General features: G+C 74.9%; 17 protein-coding genes. 6 read left to right on the top strand and 11 right to left on the bottom strand.

Features of this window, described 5'->3' with window-relative positions:
* Positions 1-104: 104 nt before the first annotated feature.
* Positions 105-1,430 (bottom strand): MFS transporter, encoded by a 1,326-nt coding sequence (locus GVV75_RS05645; RefSeq protein ID WP_159524206.1) that lies wholly within the window; start codon positions 1,428-1,430, stop codon positions 105-107.
* 434 nt (positions 1,431-1,864) lie between these two features.
* Between GVV75_RS05645 and GVV75_RS05640 the strand changes: the two genes are divergently transcribed.
* Positions 1,865-2,359 (top strand): MogA/MoaB family molybdenum cofactor biosynthesis protein, encoded by a 495-nt coding sequence (locus GVV75_RS05640; protein WP_201292209.1) that lies wholly within the window; start codon positions 1,865-1,867, stop codon positions 2,357-2,359.
* Positions 2,360-2,415: 56 nt separating this feature from the next.
* Here the strand turns inward: GVV75_RS05640 and mobA are convergent, their stop codons facing one another.
* From mobA to GVV75_RS05625, 3 genes are read right to left on the bottom strand one after another with little or no spacing between them, the layout of a single operon-like run.
* Entirely contained in the window at positions 2,416-3,039 is a 624-nt protein-coding gene (mobA, locus tag GVV75_RS05635) for a molybdenum cofactor guanylyltransferase (protein WP_159716969.1), read from the bottom strand.
* On the bottom strand, positions 3,036-3,524 hold the full coding sequence (moaC, locus tag GVV75_RS05630; RefSeq protein WP_159813852.1) for a cyclic pyranopterin monophosphate synthase MoaC: 489 nt from the start codon (positions 3,522-3,524) through the stop codon (positions 3,036-3,038). Before moaC ends, mobA begins: the two co-directional genes overlap by 4 nt.
* Positions 3,525-3,537: 13 nt before the next feature.
* Positions 3,538-4,884: a molybdopterin molybdotransferase MoeA gene (locus GVV75_RS05625; RefSeq protein ID WP_159813850.1), complete on the bottom strand. Its 1,347-nt coding sequence runs from the start codon at positions 4,882-4,884 to the stop codon at positions 3,538-3,540.
* 75 nt (positions 4,885-4,959) lie between these two features.
* On the opposite strand from GVV75_RS05625, the gene GVV75_RS05620 reads away from it, so the two are divergent.
* On the top strand, positions 4,960-5,442 hold the full coding sequence (locus GVV75_RS05620) for a molybdenum cofactor biosynthesis protein MoaE (RefSeq protein ID WP_159625715.1): 483 nt from the start codon (positions 4,960-4,962) through the stop codon (positions 5,440-5,442).
* A 45-nt stretch (positions 5,443-5,487) separates the two neighbouring features.
* On the opposite strand, the gene GVV75_RS05615 is transcribed toward GVV75_RS05620, so the two are convergent.
* The 3 genes from GVV75_RS05615 to GVV75_RS05605 all read right to left on the bottom strand — a co-directional run bounded on the left by GVV75_RS05615 (position 5,488) and on the right by GVV75_RS05605 (position 7,386).
* Positions 5,488-5,757 carry a MoaD/ThiS family protein gene (locus tag GVV75_RS05615; RefSeq protein ID WP_159716966.1) on the bottom strand — a complete coding sequence of 90 codons (270 nt, stop codon included), beginning with the start codon at positions 5,755-5,757 and terminating at the stop codon, positions 5,488-5,490.
* Positions 5,758-5,809: 52 nt separating this feature from the next.
* On the bottom strand, positions 5,810-6,997 hold the full coding sequence (moaA, locus tag GVV75_RS05610; protein WP_159813848.1) for a GTP 3',8-cyclase MoaA: 1,188 nt from the start codon (positions 6,995-6,997) through the stop codon (positions 5,810-5,812).
* 86 nt (positions 6,998-7,083) lie between these two features.
* On the bottom strand, positions 7,084-7,386 hold the full coding sequence (locus GVV75_RS05605) for a DUF2249 domain-containing protein (protein ID WP_159524214.1): 303 nt from the start codon (positions 7,384-7,386) through the stop codon (positions 7,084-7,086).
* A gap of 151 nt (positions 7,387-7,537) precedes the next feature.
* Between GVV75_RS05605 and GVV75_RS05600 the strand changes: the two genes are divergently transcribed.
* Genes GVV75_RS05600 through GVV75_RS05590 form a run of 3 tightly spaced genes read left to right on the top strand, consistent with a single transcriptional unit; the run spans position 7,538 to position 11,626 of the window.
* Positions 7,538-8,710: a hypothetical protein gene (locus GVV75_RS05600; protein WP_201288718.1), complete on the top strand. Its 1,173-nt coding sequence runs from the start codon at positions 7,538-7,540 to the stop codon at positions 8,708-8,710.
* Complete coding sequence (locus GVV75_RS05595; RefSeq protein ID WP_236266068.1) at positions 8,707-10,176, top strand: hypothetical protein; 1,470 nt, start codon at positions 8,707-8,709, stop codon at positions 10,174-10,176. Before GVV75_RS05600 ends, GVV75_RS05595 begins: the two co-directional genes overlap by 4 nt.
* Positions 10,160-11,626: a multicopper oxidase domain-containing protein gene (locus GVV75_RS05590; protein ID WP_236266067.1), complete on the top strand. Its 1,467-nt coding sequence runs from the start codon at positions 10,160-10,162 to the stop codon at positions 11,624-11,626. Before GVV75_RS05595 ends, GVV75_RS05590 begins: the two co-directional genes overlap by 17 nt.
* A 66-nt stretch (positions 11,627-11,692) precedes the next feature.
* Here GVV75_RS05590 and GVV75_RS05585 read toward each other — a convergent pair whose 3' ends face one another.
* The 3 genes from GVV75_RS05585 to GVV75_RS05575 all read right to left on the bottom strand — a co-directional run bounded on the left by GVV75_RS05585 (position 11,693) and on the right by GVV75_RS05575 (position 15,208).
* The gene (locus GVV75_RS05585) at positions 11,693-12,445 is read right to left on the bottom strand and encodes a helix-turn-helix transcriptional regulator (protein ID WP_159524216.1); all 753 of its coding nucleotides are present in this window, start codon (positions 12,443-12,445) and stop codon (positions 11,693-11,695) included.
* Positions 12,446-12,590: 145 nt separating this feature from the next.
* Positions 12,591-13,730, bottom strand: a complete 1,140-nt coding sequence (gene rsgA, locus GVV75_RS05580; RefSeq protein WP_159813846.1) for a ribosome small subunit-dependent GTPase A — start codon at positions 13,728-13,730, stop codon at positions 12,591-12,593.
* A complete protein-coding gene (locus GVV75_RS05575; RefSeq protein ID WP_159813844.1) occupies positions 13,730-15,208 on the bottom strand; it encodes a 3-phosphoshikimate 1-carboxyvinyltransferase in 1,479 nt (492 codons plus the stop codon). The genes rsgA and GVV75_RS05575 overlap by 1 nt, the downstream gene beginning before the upstream one ends.
* Positions 15,209-15,788: 580 nt before the next feature.
* Between GVV75_RS05575 and GVV75_RS05570 the strand changes: the two genes are divergently transcribed.
* Positions 15,789-16,238: a prepilin peptidase gene (locus GVV75_RS05570; RefSeq protein WP_159813842.1), complete on the top strand. Its 450-nt coding sequence runs from the start codon at positions 15,789-15,791 to the stop codon at positions 16,236-16,238.
* A 183-nt stretch (positions 16,239-16,421) separates the two neighbouring features.
* Here the strand turns inward: GVV75_RS05570 and GVV75_RS05565 are convergent, their stop codons facing one another.
* A complete protein-coding gene (locus GVV75_RS05565; protein ID WP_159813840.1) occupies positions 16,422-17,306 on the bottom strand; it encodes a hypothetical protein in 885 nt (294 codons plus the stop codon).
* Between the last annotated feature and the right edge of the window lie 1,114 nt (positions 17,307-18,420).

Here is an 18,420-nt window from a genome sequence, read left to right as displayed (position 1 = left end):
GGAGGTGGGGCGGCGGCACGGTTGGCTTGGCCGGCTTGGTCGGCTCGGCCGCCCGATGCGGCCCCGTCACCGCGGATGGCTCCGGGTGGCGGGGCCGGTCGTGATCAGCCCGGGCGCTTGGCGTTCGGGCGCGCGTAGCGGATCCAGCAGATGACGGCGCACAGAGCGCAGTAGGCGGCGCAGGCGAAGAAGAAGGTCGAGGCCGGCATGGCGGCCAGCGCCACGCCGACGAGGAAGGGGCCCAGCGAGGCGACGGCGGCGGTGAAGCCGATGGCGCCGCCGGCCTGGCGCTTGGGCATGATCATGGGCATCTGCTTGAAGGTGGCGGCGTTGCCGACGCCCGCGAAGAAGAACATGGCCAGCAGGCCGGCCATGAAGACCTTGAAGTCCCCGACGGAGTCGACCATGGTCAGCTGCCAGCCGCAGAACCCGAGGGTCGCCGCCATGCCGATCGCGGAGACGAAGGTCCAGATGGCGCCGCCGAAGCGGTCGCACAGTGGGCCCCAGGCGAAGCGCAGCAGCGAGCCGATGAAGGTGCCCAGGAAGGCGTAGCTGGCGCCCTTGGGCAGGCCGGTGAGGCCGGCGTCGGCCAGGGCGGAGGCGGCGCCGTAGTTGTTGTTGATGATGAGGGCCGTCTGGGCGGCGAATCCGGAGAAGATGCCGAAGGTCATGATGTACAGGACCGTCATGAGCCAGGTGTCGATGTTGCCGAAGATGTCCAACTGCTCCTTGACGTTCGCCTTGACCGGCACGTCCTTGAGGTAGATGAAGGCGAGGAGGGCGGCCAGGACGGACCAGGGCAGGAAGAAGACGGTCGCGTTGACCACCATGGGGGCGCCCGCGGAGTGGCGCTCCACCCAGGTCAGGCCGAACAGGGAGGTGGACATGAGGAAGGGCGCGGCGAGCTGGATGATGCCCGCGCCGATGTTGCCCAGGCCGCCCTGGAGGCCCAGGGCGGTGCCGGACAGGCGCTTGGGGAAGAAGAAGCCGGTGGAGGGCATGTAGCCGGAGAACGTGGCGGCGCCGACGCCGCAGGTGAAGGCCAGGCCGAGGAGGACCCCGTAGGAGGTGGAGGGGTTCTGGACGGCGGAGAACCAGCCGAGCATCGGCAGCAGGTAGAGCAGGGACGAGATGCCGATCATCTTGCGCGTGCCGATGGTGGCCGGCAGGAACATGTAGATCAGTCGCAGGAGGCCGCAGGACAGGCCGGGCATCGAGGTCAGCCAGTAGAGCTGGTTCTTGCTCAGCGCGAAGCCGATCTCGTTGAGGCGCGGGGCGATGGCGCTCGGCAGGAACCAGACCGTGAAGCCGAGCATGAGGGAGAAGGTGGTGATGGCCAGGGTGCGCCAGGCGATGGACGAGGACCAGTTCTCGGGCTCCTCGGGGTTCCATCCGGTGAGGGTCCGGCCGGTGGTGTCGAGCGTGGGCAAGATGTCTCCTGGGAGGTGGGCGGCGTCGTCGTCGCCGGGCGCGCGCCGCGGTTGTTCACGGCGAGCGCGCATGGCGAGCGGCCCCGCGTGGGGCGTCCGTCCATGATGCCCGAAATACGCCGGAGAGTCCCGGTGTAATAGGAAAGGTACTGGCGAGCCGGGCGAAGAAGGGAGCTCCCCGAAGCGACGCCTCGCCCCTTAAGGTTACGGGCGAGTCACGTAATCCCCGTCTCCCCCTCCCGAGACCGGTCGAAAACAGGAGCGAGACCGGTCGAAAACACCGTCGAGACCGGTCCTGGCGCCGTTACCGTGGGGCCATGAGCACTCCGACGCCCCCAGTTCCCGCCACCAGCGCCGCCAGCGCCGCCAGCGCCACAGCGCGCCCCGACCCGGCGCCGGCCGACGAGCCCATCGCTCAGAAGCGCCTCGCCCCCATGACCGGCACCGTGCGCGGAGCGGTCATCACCGTCTCCGACCGCTGCGCGAGCGGCTCCCGCCCCGACGAGTCCGGCCCCCTTGCCCAGCGCCTCCTGGCCGAGCACGGCGTCGTCGTCGAGGCGGTCCGCCTCATCCCCGACGGCGCCCAGGAGGTCCGCGCCGCCATCGAGGAGGCCATCGCCGACGGCGCCCGCGTCATCCTGACCACCGGCGGCACCGGCGTCACCCCCAGGGACCTGACTCCCGAGGGCACCGCGCCGCTCCTGGTCGCGCGCCTGGAGGGCATCGAGGCCCAGATCCGCTCCCACGGCCTGACCAAGACGCCGCTCGCGGGCCTGTCCCGGGGCTACGTGGGGGTCACCTCGCGCGACGCCGACGGCGCCCTCGTCGTCAACGCCCCCGGCTCCAAGGGCGGGGTCAAGGACTCGATCACCGTGGTGGGGCCGCTCATCCCGCATGTGCTGGAGCAGCTCGGCGGCGGGGATCACTGAGGCCGGATCCGCTGAGCCGGGACCCGCGCAGACCGGTGAGGCCGGGCGCTCCGGCCTCATCCCCGCCAGGCGCGCACCTGCTCCCAGGTGTCGAGGTCCCGGGCGGCGCCGGCCGTGCCGGTCACCTCCCGCACGCGCAGCGCCCCCAGCGCCCGGCGCACGGCGATATCCCGCAGCGCTCGGCCCCCCGGCGCCACCGCCCCTCGCAGCGCGGGGGTCCTGTAGACGCCGAGCAGGTACTGCGTGTGATCCCCGTCCCGGGCGCAGGCGCCGTCTACCCCCGCGCCGGCCCGCTTGGCCAGAAGCGCCCCCAGGAGCGCGGGCAGGGCGGCCGGGGCCCCGGGCGCGTCACAGGTCAGCACGGCCGTCACCGGCGCGGCCCCAACCGGCCCGCCGCCTGCGGCCAGGGCCTCGAGTCCGGCGGCGATCCCCGCCACCGGCCCTCCCAGCGGCGGGTCCTCCAGGGCCCGCAGCACCCCCGCGGGCAGCGCCACCTCCCCGGGGGCGACGACGACGGTCCGCCCCGGGGGGATCCCACCGCTGGCGCGCAGGGCGCCGATCCCCTCCAGGACGTGGTCGAGCAGGCGCCGACCGGCCAGGAGCACATCCGGCTTCGAGACCCCGCCCAGGCGGCGGGCGGTCCCTCCCGCGAGGACGACGGCGTCAAGCGCGCCGGTCATTCCGGTCGCGCCCAGTCCCCACTGCGACCACCGGACTTCGCGGTGACGCGGGCGTCGGTGAGCATGACGTCGCGGTCGACGCCCTTGACCATGTCCACCACCGCCAGGCCGGCCACGGTCACGGCGGTGAGCGCCTCCATCTCCACCCCGGTGCGGTCCGCGGTGCGCACGGTGGCGCGGATCTCCACGCCGTCGTCGACGATCCTCAGGTCCACGCTCGCCCCGTGCACGCCGATGACATGCGCCAGCGGCAGCAGCTCGGGGACGCGCTTGGCGGCGGCGATACCGGCGATGCGCGCCACGGCCAGCACATCGCCCTTGGGGACGGTCCCCGCGCGCAGCGCCTCCACGATCGCCGGCGAGCAGCGCACGGTGGCCGCGGCGCTGGCCGAGCGCGTGGTGGGGGCCTTCCCGGTGACGTCGACCATGCGGGCGGCGCCCGAGGAATCCAGGTGGGGCAGTCGGATGGGGGCGGGATCGGCCATATCGGGCTCCTTATCAGTGGGGGCGGGCGGGGGAGGGCAGGGGGATGAGGTTGACGACGTCGCCGGGCCGCGCCCCGGTGGAGCCCTCATCGACGACGGCGAGCGCCTGGGCGGCGCCGAGCGAGGACACGAGGTGCGAGCCCGAGCCGAGCCGGTGGGTGGGCTCCACCCAGGGCAGGGCCGGGCCCGCCCCATCCGGGGGCGCTGGCAGCGGCTCGGGCAGCGGGTCCGGCGCGCCGACGACTCGCACGGGGATGTACTGGCGCCGCCCCCTCGGGCCCGTCCACGCGGCGGCGGCCCTCGCGCGCGAAGCGGGGGCGGCCGTGGTGGCCCGCGGGTGCCCGGCGAGGAGGGCGAGCGCGGGGGCGACGACGAGTGTGAAGGACACCAGCACGCTGACCGGGTTGCCCGGCAGGCACAGCAGCGGCACCTCGCGCCCGTCGTCGGCGACGATGGCGCCGCGGCCCTGCGGCTTGCCCGGCTGCATCGCGACCTTGGCGAAGCCGATCCGCACCCGCGCCCCGGGGCCGGCGGGGCGCGCGGCGAGCATGGTCAGCGGGTCGAAGGCCCCGGCGGATACGCCGCCCGAGGTCACCACGAGATCCGCGTCCTGGGCCGCCTCGACGAGTGCGCGGGCCAGGTCCTCGGCGGTGTCGGCGCTGCGGCGCGCGCCCGCGAAGGCGGCGCCGCACTCGCGGACGAGGCCGGCCAGCAGCAGGGAGTTCGAGTCCGGGATCTCTCCCGGGGTGAGGGACCGCCCCGGATCGACGAGCTCGGCGCCGGTGGACACGACCGCCACGCGCGGGCGCGGGCGGGCGAGCACCTCGCCCTGGCCAACCGAGGCGAGCGCGGAGATCGCGGTGGCGCCCAGGAGAGTCCCCGCCCTCATAACCGGGTCCCCGACGGCGCAGCCCTCCCCGGCCCTCCTCACGTTGAGGCCGATGGCGGGGGCGGCGTGGATCGCGACCCTGGCGGGCAGCGGGCGCGGGCCCGGGGACTGGTCGGTGTCCTCCACCCTCACGACGGCGTCGGCGCCCTCGGGCAGCATCGCGCCGGTCATGATGCGCATCGCGGTCCCCGGTGCCAGGGGCGCCGGAGCGCTGCCCGCCGGGGCATCGCCCGACACTGGTAGGACAACGGGCGCCTGCTCGGCGGCCCCGGCGGCGTCCTCGGCTCGCAGGGCGTATCCGTCCATCGCCGAGTTCGTCCACGGCGGCACTGGAAGCGCGGCGGTGACATCCTCGGCCAGGACCAGCCCGTGCGCGTCCTCCAGCCGCGTGGGGATGGCGCCGAGCGGGCGCAAGGCGGCCAGGGCCTCGTCAACGTATCGCTCAGGCGGGATCATCGTGGGGCTGGGCATGTCTCCTCCTCGGGGCGCTTCGGCGGCGGGCGGTGTAGGGTCTGGCGCGTCCATCATGCAGTCGAGGAGGGCGGGATGGTGCGCGAGACAGACCACGGCGCTGCGCACGAGGCTACCGGTGCCGAGGGGCGGGGGTGCGCGCGGATCGCGCGCGCCGAGATGACCGAGGGCCCCGTGAGCGCCGCCGAACTGGCGCGCGCCGTCGCCGATCGCGCGGCCGGGGCCGTCGTCACCTTCGACGGGATGGTCCGTGATCACGACGGCGGCCGCGCCGTGGAGTCCATCGCCTACTCCGCCCATCCGAGCGCGGGGGAGGTCATTGAGCGGATCGCCGCGGATGTCGCGGCGCGGTCCGGCCTGCGCGCCCTGGCGATCGTCCATCGCACGGGCGAGCTCGCGATCGGGGACACCGCGCTGGGGGTGGCCGCCAGCGCCGACCACCGCGCCGAGGCCTTCGCCGCCGTGAGCGACGCCGTCGAGGAGGTCAAGCGCCGCCTGCCGGTGTGGAAGAACCAGCGCTTCTCAGACGGCACCACCGAGTGGAGCAACTGCGCCTGACCGGCGCGCCCGCCCCCGGGAGGAGGGCCGAGGGGCGGCCCGGGCTCAGCCCCCGGCGAAGGGCGGCAGGACGTCCACCCGGTCGCCGTCCGTCAGCGGGGCCAGGGAGTCCGCGGGCGTGGACAGGCCGTTGACGAGGAAGGTCGAGATGCCGATGATCCTCGCCATCTCGACGCCCCTGCCCGCCAGGCGCTCGCGCAGGCCCGCGAGCGTGAGCGGGCCCGAGGCCTCCAGGCGCTCCTCGGCTCGGCCGGCGGCCTGGGCGGCGGCGGCGAAGTAGCGCAGTTCGATCACCGCGGGATCGGATGCGGTCATGGTGGTCCTTCCGTGTGGCTCAGGGGCGGGGCGCCGCGGGGCGGCCGGGTCCTCATCCGCCGATGGCGGACATCGTCCGGCCCGGCCTCTCGAAGCCCGAGGGCAGCGCGCCGGGGTCGTCCGACCCGTGGGCGAGGGGCTTGCGCCAGGCGGCGGCGGCCCACAGGCGCATGATGTCCTCATCCGTCGCGCCCTGGCGCAGGGGGGCGCGCAGATCGGTCTCGGTGGAGGAGAACAGGCAGGTCATGAGGCGGCCGTCCGCGGTGATGCGGGCCCGGTCGCAGTCGGCGCAGAACGGGGCGGTCACCGAGGCGATGATCCCCACGCTGCCGGCGGGGTGGGCGGCGCCGTCGTGCTCACCGGCCGCCACGCGCCACAGCGCGGCGGGGCGGCGGTCCGGGCGCCCGGCCTCCTCCAGTGCGAAGCCCGCCCCGGCCAGCGCGGCGAGGATCTGCTCGGCGCCGACGACGTCCTCGGCCCTCCAGGACTCGCGCGGTCCCAGGGGCATGTGCTCGATGAAGCGCAACTGCCACCCGCGCCGCAGGCACTCGGCGAGCAGGCGGGGGGCCTGGGCGTCGAGCGTGCCCGGCAGGGCGACGGCGTTGACCTTGATGGGCTCTAGGCCCGCGGCCTGCGCGGCGGTGGCGCCGGCCAGGGCGTCGTCGAGCCGATCGCGGCGGGTGAGCCCCGCGTAGGCCTCGCGGTCCAGGGCGTCGATGGAGACGTTGACGCGGGCCAGGCCCGCGTCGCGCAGGGCGGCGGCGCGTTTGTCCAACCCGAGCCCGTTGGTGGTCAGCCCGATGTCCGGGACCGCGCCGCTGGGGGTGCGCAGGGCGGCGATGGCGCTGATGATCTCCTCAAGGTCCCGGCGCATGAGCGGCTCCCCACCGGTGATGCGGATCCGCTCGACCCCCAGGCGGGTGACGGCGATGCGGGCGAGACGGCCGATCTCGTCGGCGGTGAGCAGGAGGGGCGTGGCGAGCCAGTCCAGTCCCTGCGCGGGCATGCAGTAGGAGCAGCGCAGGTTGCAGCGGTCGGTGATCGACAGGCGCAGGTCTCGCACCACCCGCCCGTAGCGGTCGGTCAGGGTGCTCGGCGGAGGGCCCGGCCAGGGGAGCCCGGTGGCGCCGGGTGACTCGGCGCCCGCCCCGCCCGGCCTCTTGGGCGCGACCGCCAGCGGCACCGGCAGGCGCGTCCTGGCGGTGCCGCTACGCGGGGCGTAAGCAGGGGCGGAGGTCATGGGGTCAAGGATACGGATCGTCCTCGCGGGCAGGGCGCGGGCCCACGGCGCCCGGCGATGGCCGGGGCCGTGAGGGGACGGGCTGCTCAGGCGGTGCGGCGGATCTCGACGCGCGCGTAGCCGTCCTCGGCCTCGAGCAGCTCATAGGCGAAGGAGCCATCGAGCTGGTCGATCTGGGACAGCAGCGGCGTGGGCACGTGCGGGGCGAGGAGGTCGAAGGACTCGCCGACCGTCAGGCTCGACGCGGCCCCCAGGACGGCGGCGTGGCGCAGGCGGTGGGGGATCACGCGGGCGTCGAGGGAGAGGCGCTCGTCGCTGGGCGCGCAGCCGCATCCACAGCCGCCGGACTTCTTCTCCTCGATCGGCAGGAGGTTCGGGTTCTCGCTCATCTGGTGCTCCTTGACGTGGGGTGGGCCGGAGGACCCGAGGGGGCCGTCCGGCTGGCGAATGGCTGTCGCGCGGCGGCCGGGGCCGCCGGGTGAGCAGGACCGCTGCCGCGGGCGTTGCTCGCCTCAGCACGACTTTAATACGGTACGCCTTGTGATTAAAACGCTGGGTCGGGGCGAGCAGGGCGGCTCCACGGGCGAGAGCCGGGGAGCCGGGGGGCCTCGGCCTGCCAGGCTCGCGCCCCGGTTCCTCGCCCTGGCCATGGCCGGAGCCTGCCTGCTCACCGGCCTTGAGGCCGCCCTGCTGCGGCTCGGCCTCTCCGCGCCGGTCACCGACGCGGGGCTCGCCCCAGGATCCCTCGCCCCCCTCCACGGCCCCCTCATGCTCGTGGGCTTCCTCGGCACGGTCATCTCCCTGGAGCGGGCCGTGGCCGCGCGGGCCGCCTGGGCCTTCCTCGCCCCCGCCGGGCTGGCCCTCGGGGCGCTCCTGGGCCCGGCCGGCGCGCCGCAGGGAGTCGGCCGCCTGATCACGCTCGTCGGGGCGCTGGCCCTGGGCGCCATTTACATCGCCGTCCACCGCCGCGCCCCCTCGGTGGCCGGCGACGTCGAGGCCCTGGGCGCCATCGCCCTCATCCTCGGGATCCTGCTGTGGATCGCGGGCGCCCCCATCGAGGACTGCGTCCCCCTGTGGCTGCTCCTGCCCACGCTCACGATCGTCGGTGAGCGCCTCGAACTCGCCCGTGTCGCCTTCCTCGACGGCGCCGTCGAGGCGGTTGTGGCGGGACTGTCCGCCACCGCGCTGCTGGGGGCCTGCCTCCACCCCGCCGGGGACTGGGCCGCGATCATCATCGGCCCCGCGCTCCTGGGCCTGGCCGTCACCATGGCCTACTACGACGTCGCGCGCCGCACGATCCGTTCCCGGGGCAGCGCCGCCGGCGCCGTGCGCTTCGCGGCGGCCTCCATGCTCGCTGGCTACCTCTGGCTCGCGGTCGCCGGGGCGGTCTGGACCGCGCGGGGCCTGGAGGGAAACGCCTACGAGATCATCATCCACAGCCTCGGCCTGGGCTTCGCCTTCTCCATGATCCTGGCCCACGCCCCCACGATCATCCCCGCGATCGTCCATCGCAAGCTGCCTCACCACCCCCTCATGTGGGTGCCCTTCGCGCTCCTCCATGGCGGCCTGGCGCTGCGGGTGGGCGCGCTCGCGGCCGGGGCCCTGCGCCCCTGGCAGGCTGGCGGAGTGGTCGGCATCGTCGGGATTCTCGCCTTCATGCTCATCGCCGTCACCCGGGCGGTGTCCTCGGGCAGGATCGGGAGCCGCCCATGATGCCGCCGACCCCCATGCCCGGCCCCTCCGGCCGTGCTCCCGGTGGGCCGCCCCGACGCCCCGGGGGCGCGGGCGGATCCGGGGGCGGGGGCAGGCGCGCCGCCCAGACGCGCCGCAATGGCGTCGTCCTGGCCTGGCTCGTCGCCGCGGGCGCGGTGACGGTGGGCGTCCTCGCCGGCCCGCTGGCCACCTGGGGGGCGTGGCTGCCCCTGCACATCCTGCTGCTGGGCGGCATCGGCTCGGCGATCACCACCTGGTCGGCCCATTTCGCCGACACCCTCCTCCACCGGCCCGCCTGGGGCGGCGCCGCGCTCCTCGACGCCCGGCTCGCCGCCCACGGCCTCGGCGCGATCGCCGTGCTCACCGGCATCACCGCGGGCCTGGACCGGCTCGCCCTGGCCGGTGCCGCGGTGGTCATCGCCCAGGCCCTGCTGGGCGTGGCGGCGATCCTCGTCCAGCGCCGCCGCGCGGTCGCGCCTCGAATGGGGGCGCTCGCCCTCCACTACGCCGTCGCCCTCGTCGCCTTGGCCACGGGCGCCCTCCTCGGCTGGCTCACCAGCTGGGCGGGGGAGCACGGCGGGGGCGGCAGCACGGGCGGAGCGGTCGGCCCGCGCCTGGTCGACGCCCTCTACATCGCTCACACGACGACGATGCTCCTGGGCTTCGTGGGCATCACCGTGCTGGGCACCCTCACCGTCCTATGGCCCACGATGCTGCGCACCCGCATGGAGCCCGACGCCCCGCGCCGGGCGGCCCGGGGGCTGCCGGTCCTCGTGGTGGGGACCGCGCTGTCCGCCGCCGCCGGCGCGTGGGCGCCGCTCGGGGCGCTCGGGGTGCCGATCTACCTGCTGGGCGCCGCGAGCGTCCTCGGCCCCGCGCTGCGCACCGCCCGGCGCGTGCCCCCCAACTCCTACGCCACCGCCTCGACGGCGGCCGCGGTCTGCTGGTTCATCGCCGGCGTCGTCCTGCTCGGCAGGGGGATCGTGGGCGCCCTGGCCGACGGCGCGGGAGGCGCCGACGCGGCCGCCCAGGCCGCCGCCATGCGCCAGGCGATCCACGGGCTGCGCCTCCCGCTGGCCGCGGGCTTCGCCCTCCAGGTGCTGATCGGGGCACTGTCCTATCTCACGCCCGTCATGCTCGGCGGGGGTCCCGCCGCCACGCGCGCCACCAACGCGATCCTCGACCGCGCCGCCTCCTACCGCGTCACCGCCGCCAATGCGGGGCTGCTCATCGCCCTCGCCCCCGTCCTGACGACGCCGGTGCGCCTGGCCGGGGCCCTGCTGGCGGGCGCGCTCGCGGCCGCCGTGCCCGTGGGTATGGCGCGCTGCGCGCTCGAGCGGCGGCCCCGCGGCGCCGGTGATCCGGCCCGCGGCCCCCATCGGACCAGCCATGCCCAGCCCGTCCCCTCCCGACCCGCGCCCGCGGGCGCCCCCACCACTGGAGAGCACCATGACCGACGTCCCTGACAAGCCGAGCGCCCCCGGCGCGCCGACCGCCACCGGCGCGCCGGGCTCCTCCAGGGCCGCGGGCGCCCTTCCTGCCCGCGCCCTCGACCGGCGCGGGGCGATCCTCGGCGTGGCCACCGCGGGCGCCGCCGCCGTCGTCGGCACGGCGATCCACGCGTGGAACGGCGCCTCCCACGGCGGCGCCACCGGGAGCGGCCGCACCACTGAGGCCACGGTCACCGTGAAGGGAATGCGCTTCGTGCCCGACACGATCGACGTCGCCAGCGGGGACCGGCTCGTCATCACCCTGGAGAACACCGGCGACCAGGTCCACGACCTCGTCCTGGCCGGAGGCGCCACCACCGGGCGCGTCGCGGCGGGCGCCAGCGCGCGGTTCGACGCCGGGGTCATCACCGGGCCCGTCGAGGGCTGGTGCTCCATCGCCGGGCACCGCGCCCAGGGCATGGTCCTGCGCATCACCGCTGACGGGCGGGCGACGGGCGTGGCCCAGCCGAGCCAGGCGGCCACCGGGCACGGCGGGCACGGTGGGCACGGCGCGGCGTCAGACGGCCCGAGCGCCACCCCGAACCGCGAGGCGCCCCTGCCGGAGGGCTTCACGCCTTTCGACGCCGCCCTCGCCCCCGCGCCCGCGGGCACCGTTCACCAGCACACCCTCACCGTCACCGAGGTGCCCAGCGCCTACGTGGGCGCGGGCGTCACCCAGACCCGCTGGACCTTCAACGGCACCGCGCCCGGCCCCGTCCTGCGTGGGAAGGTGGGGGACACCTTCGAGATCACGCTGGTCAACAACGGCTCCATGAGCCATTCCATCGACTTCCACGCCGGGATCGTCTCCCCGGACGCGGTCATGCGCTCCATCAACCCCGGGGAGTCGCTCGTCTACTCCTTCACCGCCGAGCACGCCGGCATCTGGCTCTACCACTGCTCGACGGCGCCCATGAGCGTCCACCTGGCCTCCGGGATGCACGGCGCCGTCATCATCGATCCCGATGGGCTGGCGGGCGTGGACCGCGAGTACGTCCTCATCCAGTCCGAGATCTACTTGGGACCCGAGGGAGGCGTCACCGACGCCGACAAGGTGGCGGCCAAGGCCCCGGACCTCATGTGCTTCAACGGGGCGGCCTTCCAGTACGCCCTCCAGCCCCTTAAGGCCCGGCCGGGGGAGCGGGTGCGCTTCTGGGTGATGGACGCGGGCCCCTCCCTGCCCACCTCCTTTCACGTGGTGGGCCTCCAGTTCGACACGGTGTTCTTCGAGGGGGCCTACCAGCTGGGCGGCCCCGACGGCGTCGGCCGCTCCTGGAGGGGCGGCTCGCAGGCGCTCGGCCTCCAGCCCGCGCAGGGCGGCTTCGTGGAGGCCGTGGTACCGGCGGTCGGCAGCTACGCGGTGGTGACGCACGCCTTCGCGGACATGGAGAAGGGCGCCATGGCGATCCTCAAGGCCAGCGAGTAGACGACGGCCCGGGCCAGTCCCGCCTCGTCTCGCTGAGGGCCGCCCAGGCCCGAGGGCCCCGGGGAATCAGTCCTCGAAACGGGCGTGGCAGCCGTCGTCCAGCAGGGGGTGGATCGCGAGCAGGGGGCGCTCGCCGTGGTCCGGCGCCCCCTCGGGCGCTGCTGGCAGCAGGCCCTGCCGCTGGGCGATGGCGTTGAGGAATCCCTCGTGCATCGCGCAGACCAGCGGGTGGGGCGCGCGGGATCGGGTGACGAGAGGGCAGGCCTTGAGGACGACCTTCTCGCCGTCGATCCGCGGGGCGAATCCCATGAGAGCGAGGGCGGGGAGGAGGGCGGCGAGGCGGTCCATGTCGCTGGCGCTCTCGGGGAGGGGCTCGGCGGCGGCCGGCGCTGGGCTCAACTCGGCCCAGCGGCGCCCGATGCGCAGGGCGATCTCATGGGCCTCGTGGCCGGTGCCGAAGGTCTCGACGGTCGCGTCGAGGAGGGTCAGGTAGGAGTCGATGACGATCATCGGGTCGGGGGAGACCGCTGTGTACAGCAGCGCGGGGCGCCCCCTCCTGCCCGTGGGGCGCGTCGACGCCGTCACGAAGCCCGCCTCCACGAGGGCGTCGAGGTGTTCGCGGACCGTGTTGTGGTGGAGGGCGAGCCGGTCGGCCAGCTCGGCGGCGGTCAGCGGGACGGTGGAGGCCTCGACGAGCTCGAGGACTCGGCGCCGCGCCACGGTGAGGTCCGCCCGGGCCGACAGGTCCGACCAGGTGGGCCGGGGCAGGGCCTCCGCCGTTGTGTGAGGAGCGGCTGGTGCCGCTGGCGAGTCGGGCATGAGATGAGCCTATGCGCGCCGCGGGCCGTAGGACAGCGTCGAAGGTCACCCGCGCCCGGGTCATCTCCGTCGGCCGGGGCGGAGGGCCGTCGATCGCCGGGAGGCCCGACGCCGGGGGAGGGGATCGCCACGATCGCCTCAGCGCTCATCTCGGCGCCGGTCTGGTGGGGTCCTCGGCCAGGCGGGAGGGGGCCAGGAGGCGGCGGAAGGAGTCGACCCTGGCCGGGCGCGTCCCCGGCCCGGCCCCATGCTGAGCCGCCCCATGCGTCGGAGCCCCGCCGTCGTCGGCCCCCCAGGGTTCGCGCCCGGCGGCCCAGTCGTCGAGGGCGCAGTCGATGACACCGGCCTCGTGGGTGCAGCCGCGGGGGCAGTCCTCGGCCACGGCGGCCAGGTCGGGGAAGCCGCGCAGGACGTCGGCGCTGGAGACATGCGATACGCCGAAGGAGCGCACCCCGGGGGTGTCGATCACCCAGCCGCCGCCGGGCAGTTCGAGGGCCTGAAGGCTCGTGGATGTGTGCCGGCCCCGGCCGGTGACCTCGTTGACGTGCCCGGTGGCGCGGTCGGCCCCGGGCACGAGGGCGTTGATGAGGGTGGATTTGCCGACGCCCGAGTGACCGACGAACACGGCGGTCCGCCCCTCGATGGCCGCGCGCACGGCGTCCACGCCCTCTCCGGCGCGGGAGGCCTCGGCGCGCGAGGCCGCGTCGAGGCGGGTGGGCAGGGAGCGCACGCCGAGAGGCTCGTAGAGGGCGAGCAGTGCCGCGGCGTCGGCGAGGTCGGATTTCGTCAGGACGAGAAGGGGCTCCATGCCGGCGTCGTAGGCCGCCACGAGGTAGCGGTCGATCATGCGGGGGCGCGGCTCGGGGTCGGCCACGGCGGTGACGATGACGAGCATGTCCGCGTTGGCGACGACCGGGCGCTCGGTGCCGGCGGCGTCGCCGTCCTCGGCGCTGCGGCGCAGGAGCGCGCGGCGCTCCTCGATACGCACCAGGCGGGCGAGGGTGCCATCGCGGCCACTGAGGTCCCCGACGACGGCCACGCGGTCCCCGACGACGATCTTCCCCCGCCCGAGCTCGCGGGCCTTCATGGCGGTGATGTCGCCCGTGGCGTCGAGCGTGGGGGAGGGGTCGGCCAGGCGGATGCGGTAGTGGCCCCGGTCGATGCGGGTGACCATGCCCTCGGCGGCGTCGGCATGGGCCGGGCGCTGCTTGGTGCGCGGCCGCGATCCCCGTCCCGGGCGCACGTGAACGCGGGGGTCGTCGGTGCCGGTGTCGCGGCGGGCCATCAGCGGGCCTCCCGCCCGGGGGCGGCCGGTGAAACGCTGGCGAGCATCCGCCCCCACAGCCCGGTGAAGCCCGGGAGGGTCTTGGAGGTGCAGGCGACGTCGTCGAGCCGTACTCCGGGGACGGCCAGCCCGATGATCGCCGCGAAGGTCGCCATGCGGTGATCCGCGTAGGAGTGGAGCAGGGCCGGGCGCAGCTGGGTTCCGGCGGCCAGGGCCCCGACCTCGATGCCGTCCGCGGTCTCGCGGGCCGGGGCGCCGAGCCTGCGGGCCTCGGCGACGATCGCGGCGAGCCGGTCCGTCTCATGCCCGCGCAGGTGCGCGATGCCCCTCAGCCGGGAGGCGTGCCCCTGGGCGGAGGCCAGGACAGCCAGGGCGGCGACGGTGGGCGCGAGCTCGCCGACGGCGGACAGGTCGGCGTCGATGCCCGCCAGCGCGCCGGTGCCCGTGGCCTGGAGGGCGGGGGCGCCGTCCGACTCCTGGATGAGTCGGATGGTCCCGCCGAGCCGGGGCAGGAGGCCCCGCCAGGCGTCGCCGGCCTGGGAGGTGGAGGCGGGCCAGTGAGGCACGCTGACGGTCCCGCCCGCCACGAGCGCGGCGGCGAGGAAGGGGCCGGCGTTGGACAGATCCGGCTCGATGGTGGTGCTGGCGCCCGCGGGCCGACCGGGCGCCACCGCCCAGGCGCGCTCGCCCTCGGGAGCTCCCGCGGCGGGCTCCTCGACGCTCACCCCCCGTTCCCGCAGCGAGGCCACGGTCATGGCCACATGCGGCAGGGAGGGCACGCGCCCCGTCGGGGTGATCCGCGCGCCGCCGGGCAGCAGGGGGGCGGCGAGCAGGAGTGCGGAGAGGAACTGGGAGGAGGCGGTCGAGTCGATGGCGAGGCCCCGGGGTCCGGTCCCCGCGCCCGCCCTCGTGCCTGCCACGGCGTTGGCCGCCCCCGCGCCCGCCGGGGCCCCCGGGGTGATGAGGACGGGGAGGAAGCCGGGTGCGGCCAGGTAGTCGACGCGCGCCCCGAGGGCGGAGACGGCGTCGAGCAGGGGTCCGAGCGGGCGGGACCGGGCGGCGTCGTCGCCGTCGAGGAGGAGGGGGGCGTCGGCGAGCGCGGCCAGTGGCGGGATGAAGCGCATGACGGTGCCCGCCAGACCGCAGTCGACGCGCGCGGGGGCGCTGGCGGTCGCGTCGGCCGTTGGGCGCTCGGACCGGCTGACGGGGAACGGGATCGGCGCGGGGGTGACGCGCAGGCGCGTGGGGGAGCCGTCCTCTTCGAAGCGCGCGCCCAGGGTGGTCAGGGCGGCGATCATGAGATCGGTATCGCGGGCGCGCAGGACGCCGGCCAGCGTGCTGGGCCCGGCTGCGGTGGCCGCCAGCACGAGCTCCCGCGCGGTCAGCGACTTCGAGCCCGGCAACTCCACGACGGCGTTGAGCGGCCCCAGGGCGCGCGGCGCGGCCCAGGCGGGGGCGTCGGTCGGCTCGTCATGCACGGGGCAGACTCTACGGCGACTCCACGGGGAAGTCGGTGAGGCGGGCGGGCAGGAGTGGGGGCGCGAGTGGGTGGTCAGGAGTGGGTGGCCGTGAGCGGGTGGCCGTGATGGGGCCCGCCGGCGGGGAAGGGGCGGGCGTCGTCGGTCGCGCTGATCTTGAACTCGGAGCGGTCTTCCCCATGAGGGGGGAGGGGCAGGCATGATGCGCGGTATGGACTGGGTCCTCGCTGCTGAGACTGTTGCCGCTGTGGGATTGGCGGCGGGTCCTGTCGCGCGATGGACCAGGAGCTATATCCACGGGCTGGCCCGTCCTGAGCCGCCTGGGGGCGATGCCCCGCCTGGGGAACCGCTGCTCAGTGCCCGTCCTGAGCCGTCTCAGCCCGCTCAACCCTCTGAGCCGTCGCCGGCTCAGCGGAGCGCCGCCGGCATGGGGGTGGAGGAGGCGGGCGCTGAAGTGCGGTGGCGCCCTGTTGTGCGGCGCGCCTGGCTCCTGGGGTGGTTGCCGCAAGCCGTGCTCGCGTTCGCCGCTTGTGGCGGTGCGGCGTGGTGGGGCGCTCGCACGGGTGCTCAGGGCCCGGCGGTGACGGCTCTGCCGGTGCTGGCGCTGCTGGGTGTCGCGGCCAGCGCTGACGCCGTGGCCCATATCCTGCCCAACCGGCTTCTTGGCTCTGCCTCGGCGTGGCTCATGGCGTGCGGCGTCGTCGCTGTCGCGGCCAGGCCCGCGCTGGCTCATGACGCCCTGCGGGCGGTGCTGTGCGCGCTGGTGGCGGGGGCGATCAGCCTTCTGGCCGCTCTGGCGCCAACTGGGCTCGGGCTCGGTGATGTCAAACTCTGCGCCGTCATCGGCCTGTGGCTGGGGTGGTACGGGGTGTCGGCGCTCGTGCTCGGTCTGTGGGTCGGGGTGATGGTCGGCGGGGTGGCGGCGCTCGTGCTTCTCATCTCCCGGCGCGCCAGCCGCAAGGACCCCATGGCCTACGGCCCGTACCTGGTCCTGGGCTCCTTCGTGGCGTGGCCGCTCGCGGCTCTTTGACGCCGGGAGTCACGGGGCGCGGTCCTCTCCGACGGCTTGACGACCATCCTCCGCCAGGACGACAGGATCACCTGGCCCGCGCGAGTGGGGGCGATACGTCCCCACGCTCAGCCAGGCCCCCAACCCCGCCCCTGGCCCCGTGCGAGTGGGGGCGATCGGCCCACCCCGTGCTTGCCGCCGGCGTCATGCCAGCCACGGGCGCGGGGCGAGGGGGAAGACGGCGTCGTCGGGAAGGGCGCGCAGCAGATCGGCCAGCAGGGCGCGGGGATCGCGCAACTGCGCCGAGGTCGCCCGCACCAGCCTCCACCCGGCCCGCGCCGCCTCGCGCTCGCGCCGTCGCTCCCCGAAGACGGCTCCGGGAGCGGCGTACTTGCCCTCGCCGTCGTACTCCTCGCCGACGCGCGCCATGGGCCAGCCGAAGTCTGCGAAGTACGTCCTCCCCTCCACCACGAAGCCCGCCTGCACCACGGGCACCGGCACTCCCTCCTTGAGGAGCAGGTAGCGCAGCCGGCTCTCACCCGGTGACTCGGCGTAGGGGCTGAGGAGCTCCAGCATGCGCAGAGCCCGCCGCTTGCGCCGACGTCGCCCGCAACTGACCAGGATGGCGCGCACCTCAGCGCGCAAAGCCCGCAGACTGGCCGGATCCCGCTCGGAGACGAACCGGTCCGGGCGCACTGCCACCCTCATGAGCGAGTCGCCGACGACGAAGGCGGCGAGCCCATCGAGATCCAGGAGGCAATCGGCGATGGTCCGAGGGATCGAGGTGACCCTCAGCCCATGGGCGACGACGACCTGCCCGGGCTCGACCCTCATCCGATGGCGCCGCACGCGCGCCTGGCGCCCCTCCCCATCGGCGCCGCGGGTGCCGGCGGCCCGCACCTGCCCACCCGTGTAGGCCACCCGGGGGAGCATGAGGGTGCGGTTGCTTCCCGACGCCGAGCAGATCGTGTGGACATCCGGCTCGCGAGCCACCATCCAAGCGCCATGCAGTAGCGCGGCGGACTCATGCGTGAGCACGGTCCGCGCGGGCGAATTGCGCATGACGGCGAGGACTCTGGCCAGGCTCACCTCTCGCATCTGCTCCCAGACGGTGGGCAGCGCGCGCCAGGAGGTGCTGGCCCCTGGATACCGGAATCGACCCGGGCGGAGGCGCGTCGCGGCGAGTGCTGGGGATGACCGTGGGGAGGGCGACCTCGAGGCCGAACGTGGTGGGCATGGGAACAGGATGACCGGGTTCGAGCCGAACCGGGTGGGCCGTTGTGAAGAGGCGTGCGTGGAGTCGCATGGCGTCGCTTGTGGTTCCCGGGCCGCGGGCCCGCGAGCGCGGGCGGAGTCTCTTAACCGCTGCTGTTTGGCGCGCCCTGGCCGTCGCCGCGCGCGTGCCCGGGCCGTCGTCTGGCGCGCTCGGGCTGCTGGTGTGCTGCTCGGTCGTGCGGAGTCTCTTAACCGCTGCCACCGTGCGCGTCCGGGCTGCCGCCTGGGGCTCTCGGGCCGCCGTCTGGCGCGCTCGGGCTGCTGATCGGCTGCTTACTCGCGCGGAGTCTCTTAACCACTGCCGCCTGGCGCTCCCTGCTTGCTGGGGGGATGCCTTGTCTGACCCGATCTCGGCATGGTGGGGTCGTTGTGAGCGTCGGTGGGTCGTTGTGGGCGGCGCTGGGGTGTTGAAGGCATCGCGGGGAGCGCTGCTGTCGATGGTCTGGTGGTGCTTGTAAGGGTTGGGCGGTGCTTGGGATGGCCGGGTGATGCTCTGGATGGTGGGAGGTCCGGTGTGGTTTCTCGTGGCCGCCGCCTGGTGTGTACGGGCTGCTGGTGTGCTGCTTACTCACGCGGAGTCTCTCAACCACTGCCGCCGCGCGCGCCTGGGCTGCTGGGGGGCCTTGTCTGACTCGATCTCGGCATGGTGGGCCGTTGTGGGCGTCGGTGGGCCGTTGTGGGCGGCGTTGGGGTGTTGAAGGCATCGCGGGGAGCGCTGCTGTCGATGGTCTGGTGGTGCTTGTAACGGTTGGGCGGTGCTTGGGATGGCCGGGTGATGCTCTGGATGGTGGGAGGTCCGGTGTGGCTTCTCGCGGCCGCCGCCTGGCGTGCACGGGCTGCTGGGGGATGCCTTGTCTGACCCGATCTCGGCATGGTGGGGTCGTTGAGAGCGTCGTTGGGCCGTTGTGAGCATCGGTGGGCCGTTGTG

The sequence above is a fragment of the Actinomyces sp. zg328 genome (assembly GCF_009829635.1).
Lineage (GTDB): Bacteria > Actinomycetota > Actinomycetes > Actinomycetales > Actinomycetaceae > Actinomyces > Actinomyces marmotae.
This window is presented reverse-complemented; position numbering and strand designations above follow the sequence as displayed.

Coding starts and splice junctions, on each gene's coding strand:
- GVV75_RS05625 (WP_159813850.1), bottom strand. CDS start 4,884: ATGCCCAGCCCCACGATGATCCCGCCTGAGCGATACGTTGACGAGGCC.
- GVV75_RS05615 (WP_159716966.1), bottom strand. CDS start 5,757: ATGACCGCATCCGATCCCGCGGTGATCGAACTGCGCTACTTCGCCGCC.
- mobA (WP_159716969.1), bottom strand. CDS start 3,039: ATGACCGGCGCGCTTGACGCCGTCGTCCTCGCGGGAGGGACCGCCCGC.
- GVV75_RS05605 (WP_159524214.1), bottom strand. CDS start 7,386: ATGAGCGAGAACCCGAACCTCCTGCCGATCGAGGAGAAGAAGTCCGGC.
- moaC (WP_159813852.1), bottom strand. CDS start 3,524: ATGGCCGATCCCGCCCCCATCCGACTGCCCCACCTGGATTCCTCGGGC.
- moaA (WP_159813848.1), bottom strand. CDS start 6,997: ATGACCTCCGCCCCTGCTTACGCCCCGCGTAGCGGCACCGCCAGGACG.
- GVV75_RS05595 (WP_236266068.1), top strand. CDS start 8,707: ATGATGCCGCCGACCCCCATGCCCGGCCCCTCCGGCCGTGCTCCCGGT.
- rsgA (WP_159813846.1), bottom strand. CDS start 13,730: ATGGCCCGCCGCGACACCGGCACCGACGACCCCCGCGTTCACGTGCGC.
- GVV75_RS05620 (WP_159625715.1), top strand. CDS start 4,960: ATGGTGCGCGAGACAGACCACGGCGCTGCGCACGAGGCTACCGGTGCC.
- GVV75_RS05590 (WP_236266067.1), top strand. CDS start 10,160: ATGACCGACGTCCCTGACAAGCCGAGCGCCCCCGGCGCGCCGACCGCC.
- GVV75_RS05640 (WP_201292209.1), top strand. CDS start 1,865: ATGACCGGCACCGTGCGCGGAGCGGTCATCACCGTCTCCGACCGCTGC.
- GVV75_RS05585 (WP_159524216.1), bottom strand. CDS start 12,445: ATGCCCGACTCGCCAGCGGCACCAGCCGCTCCTCACACAACGGCGGAG.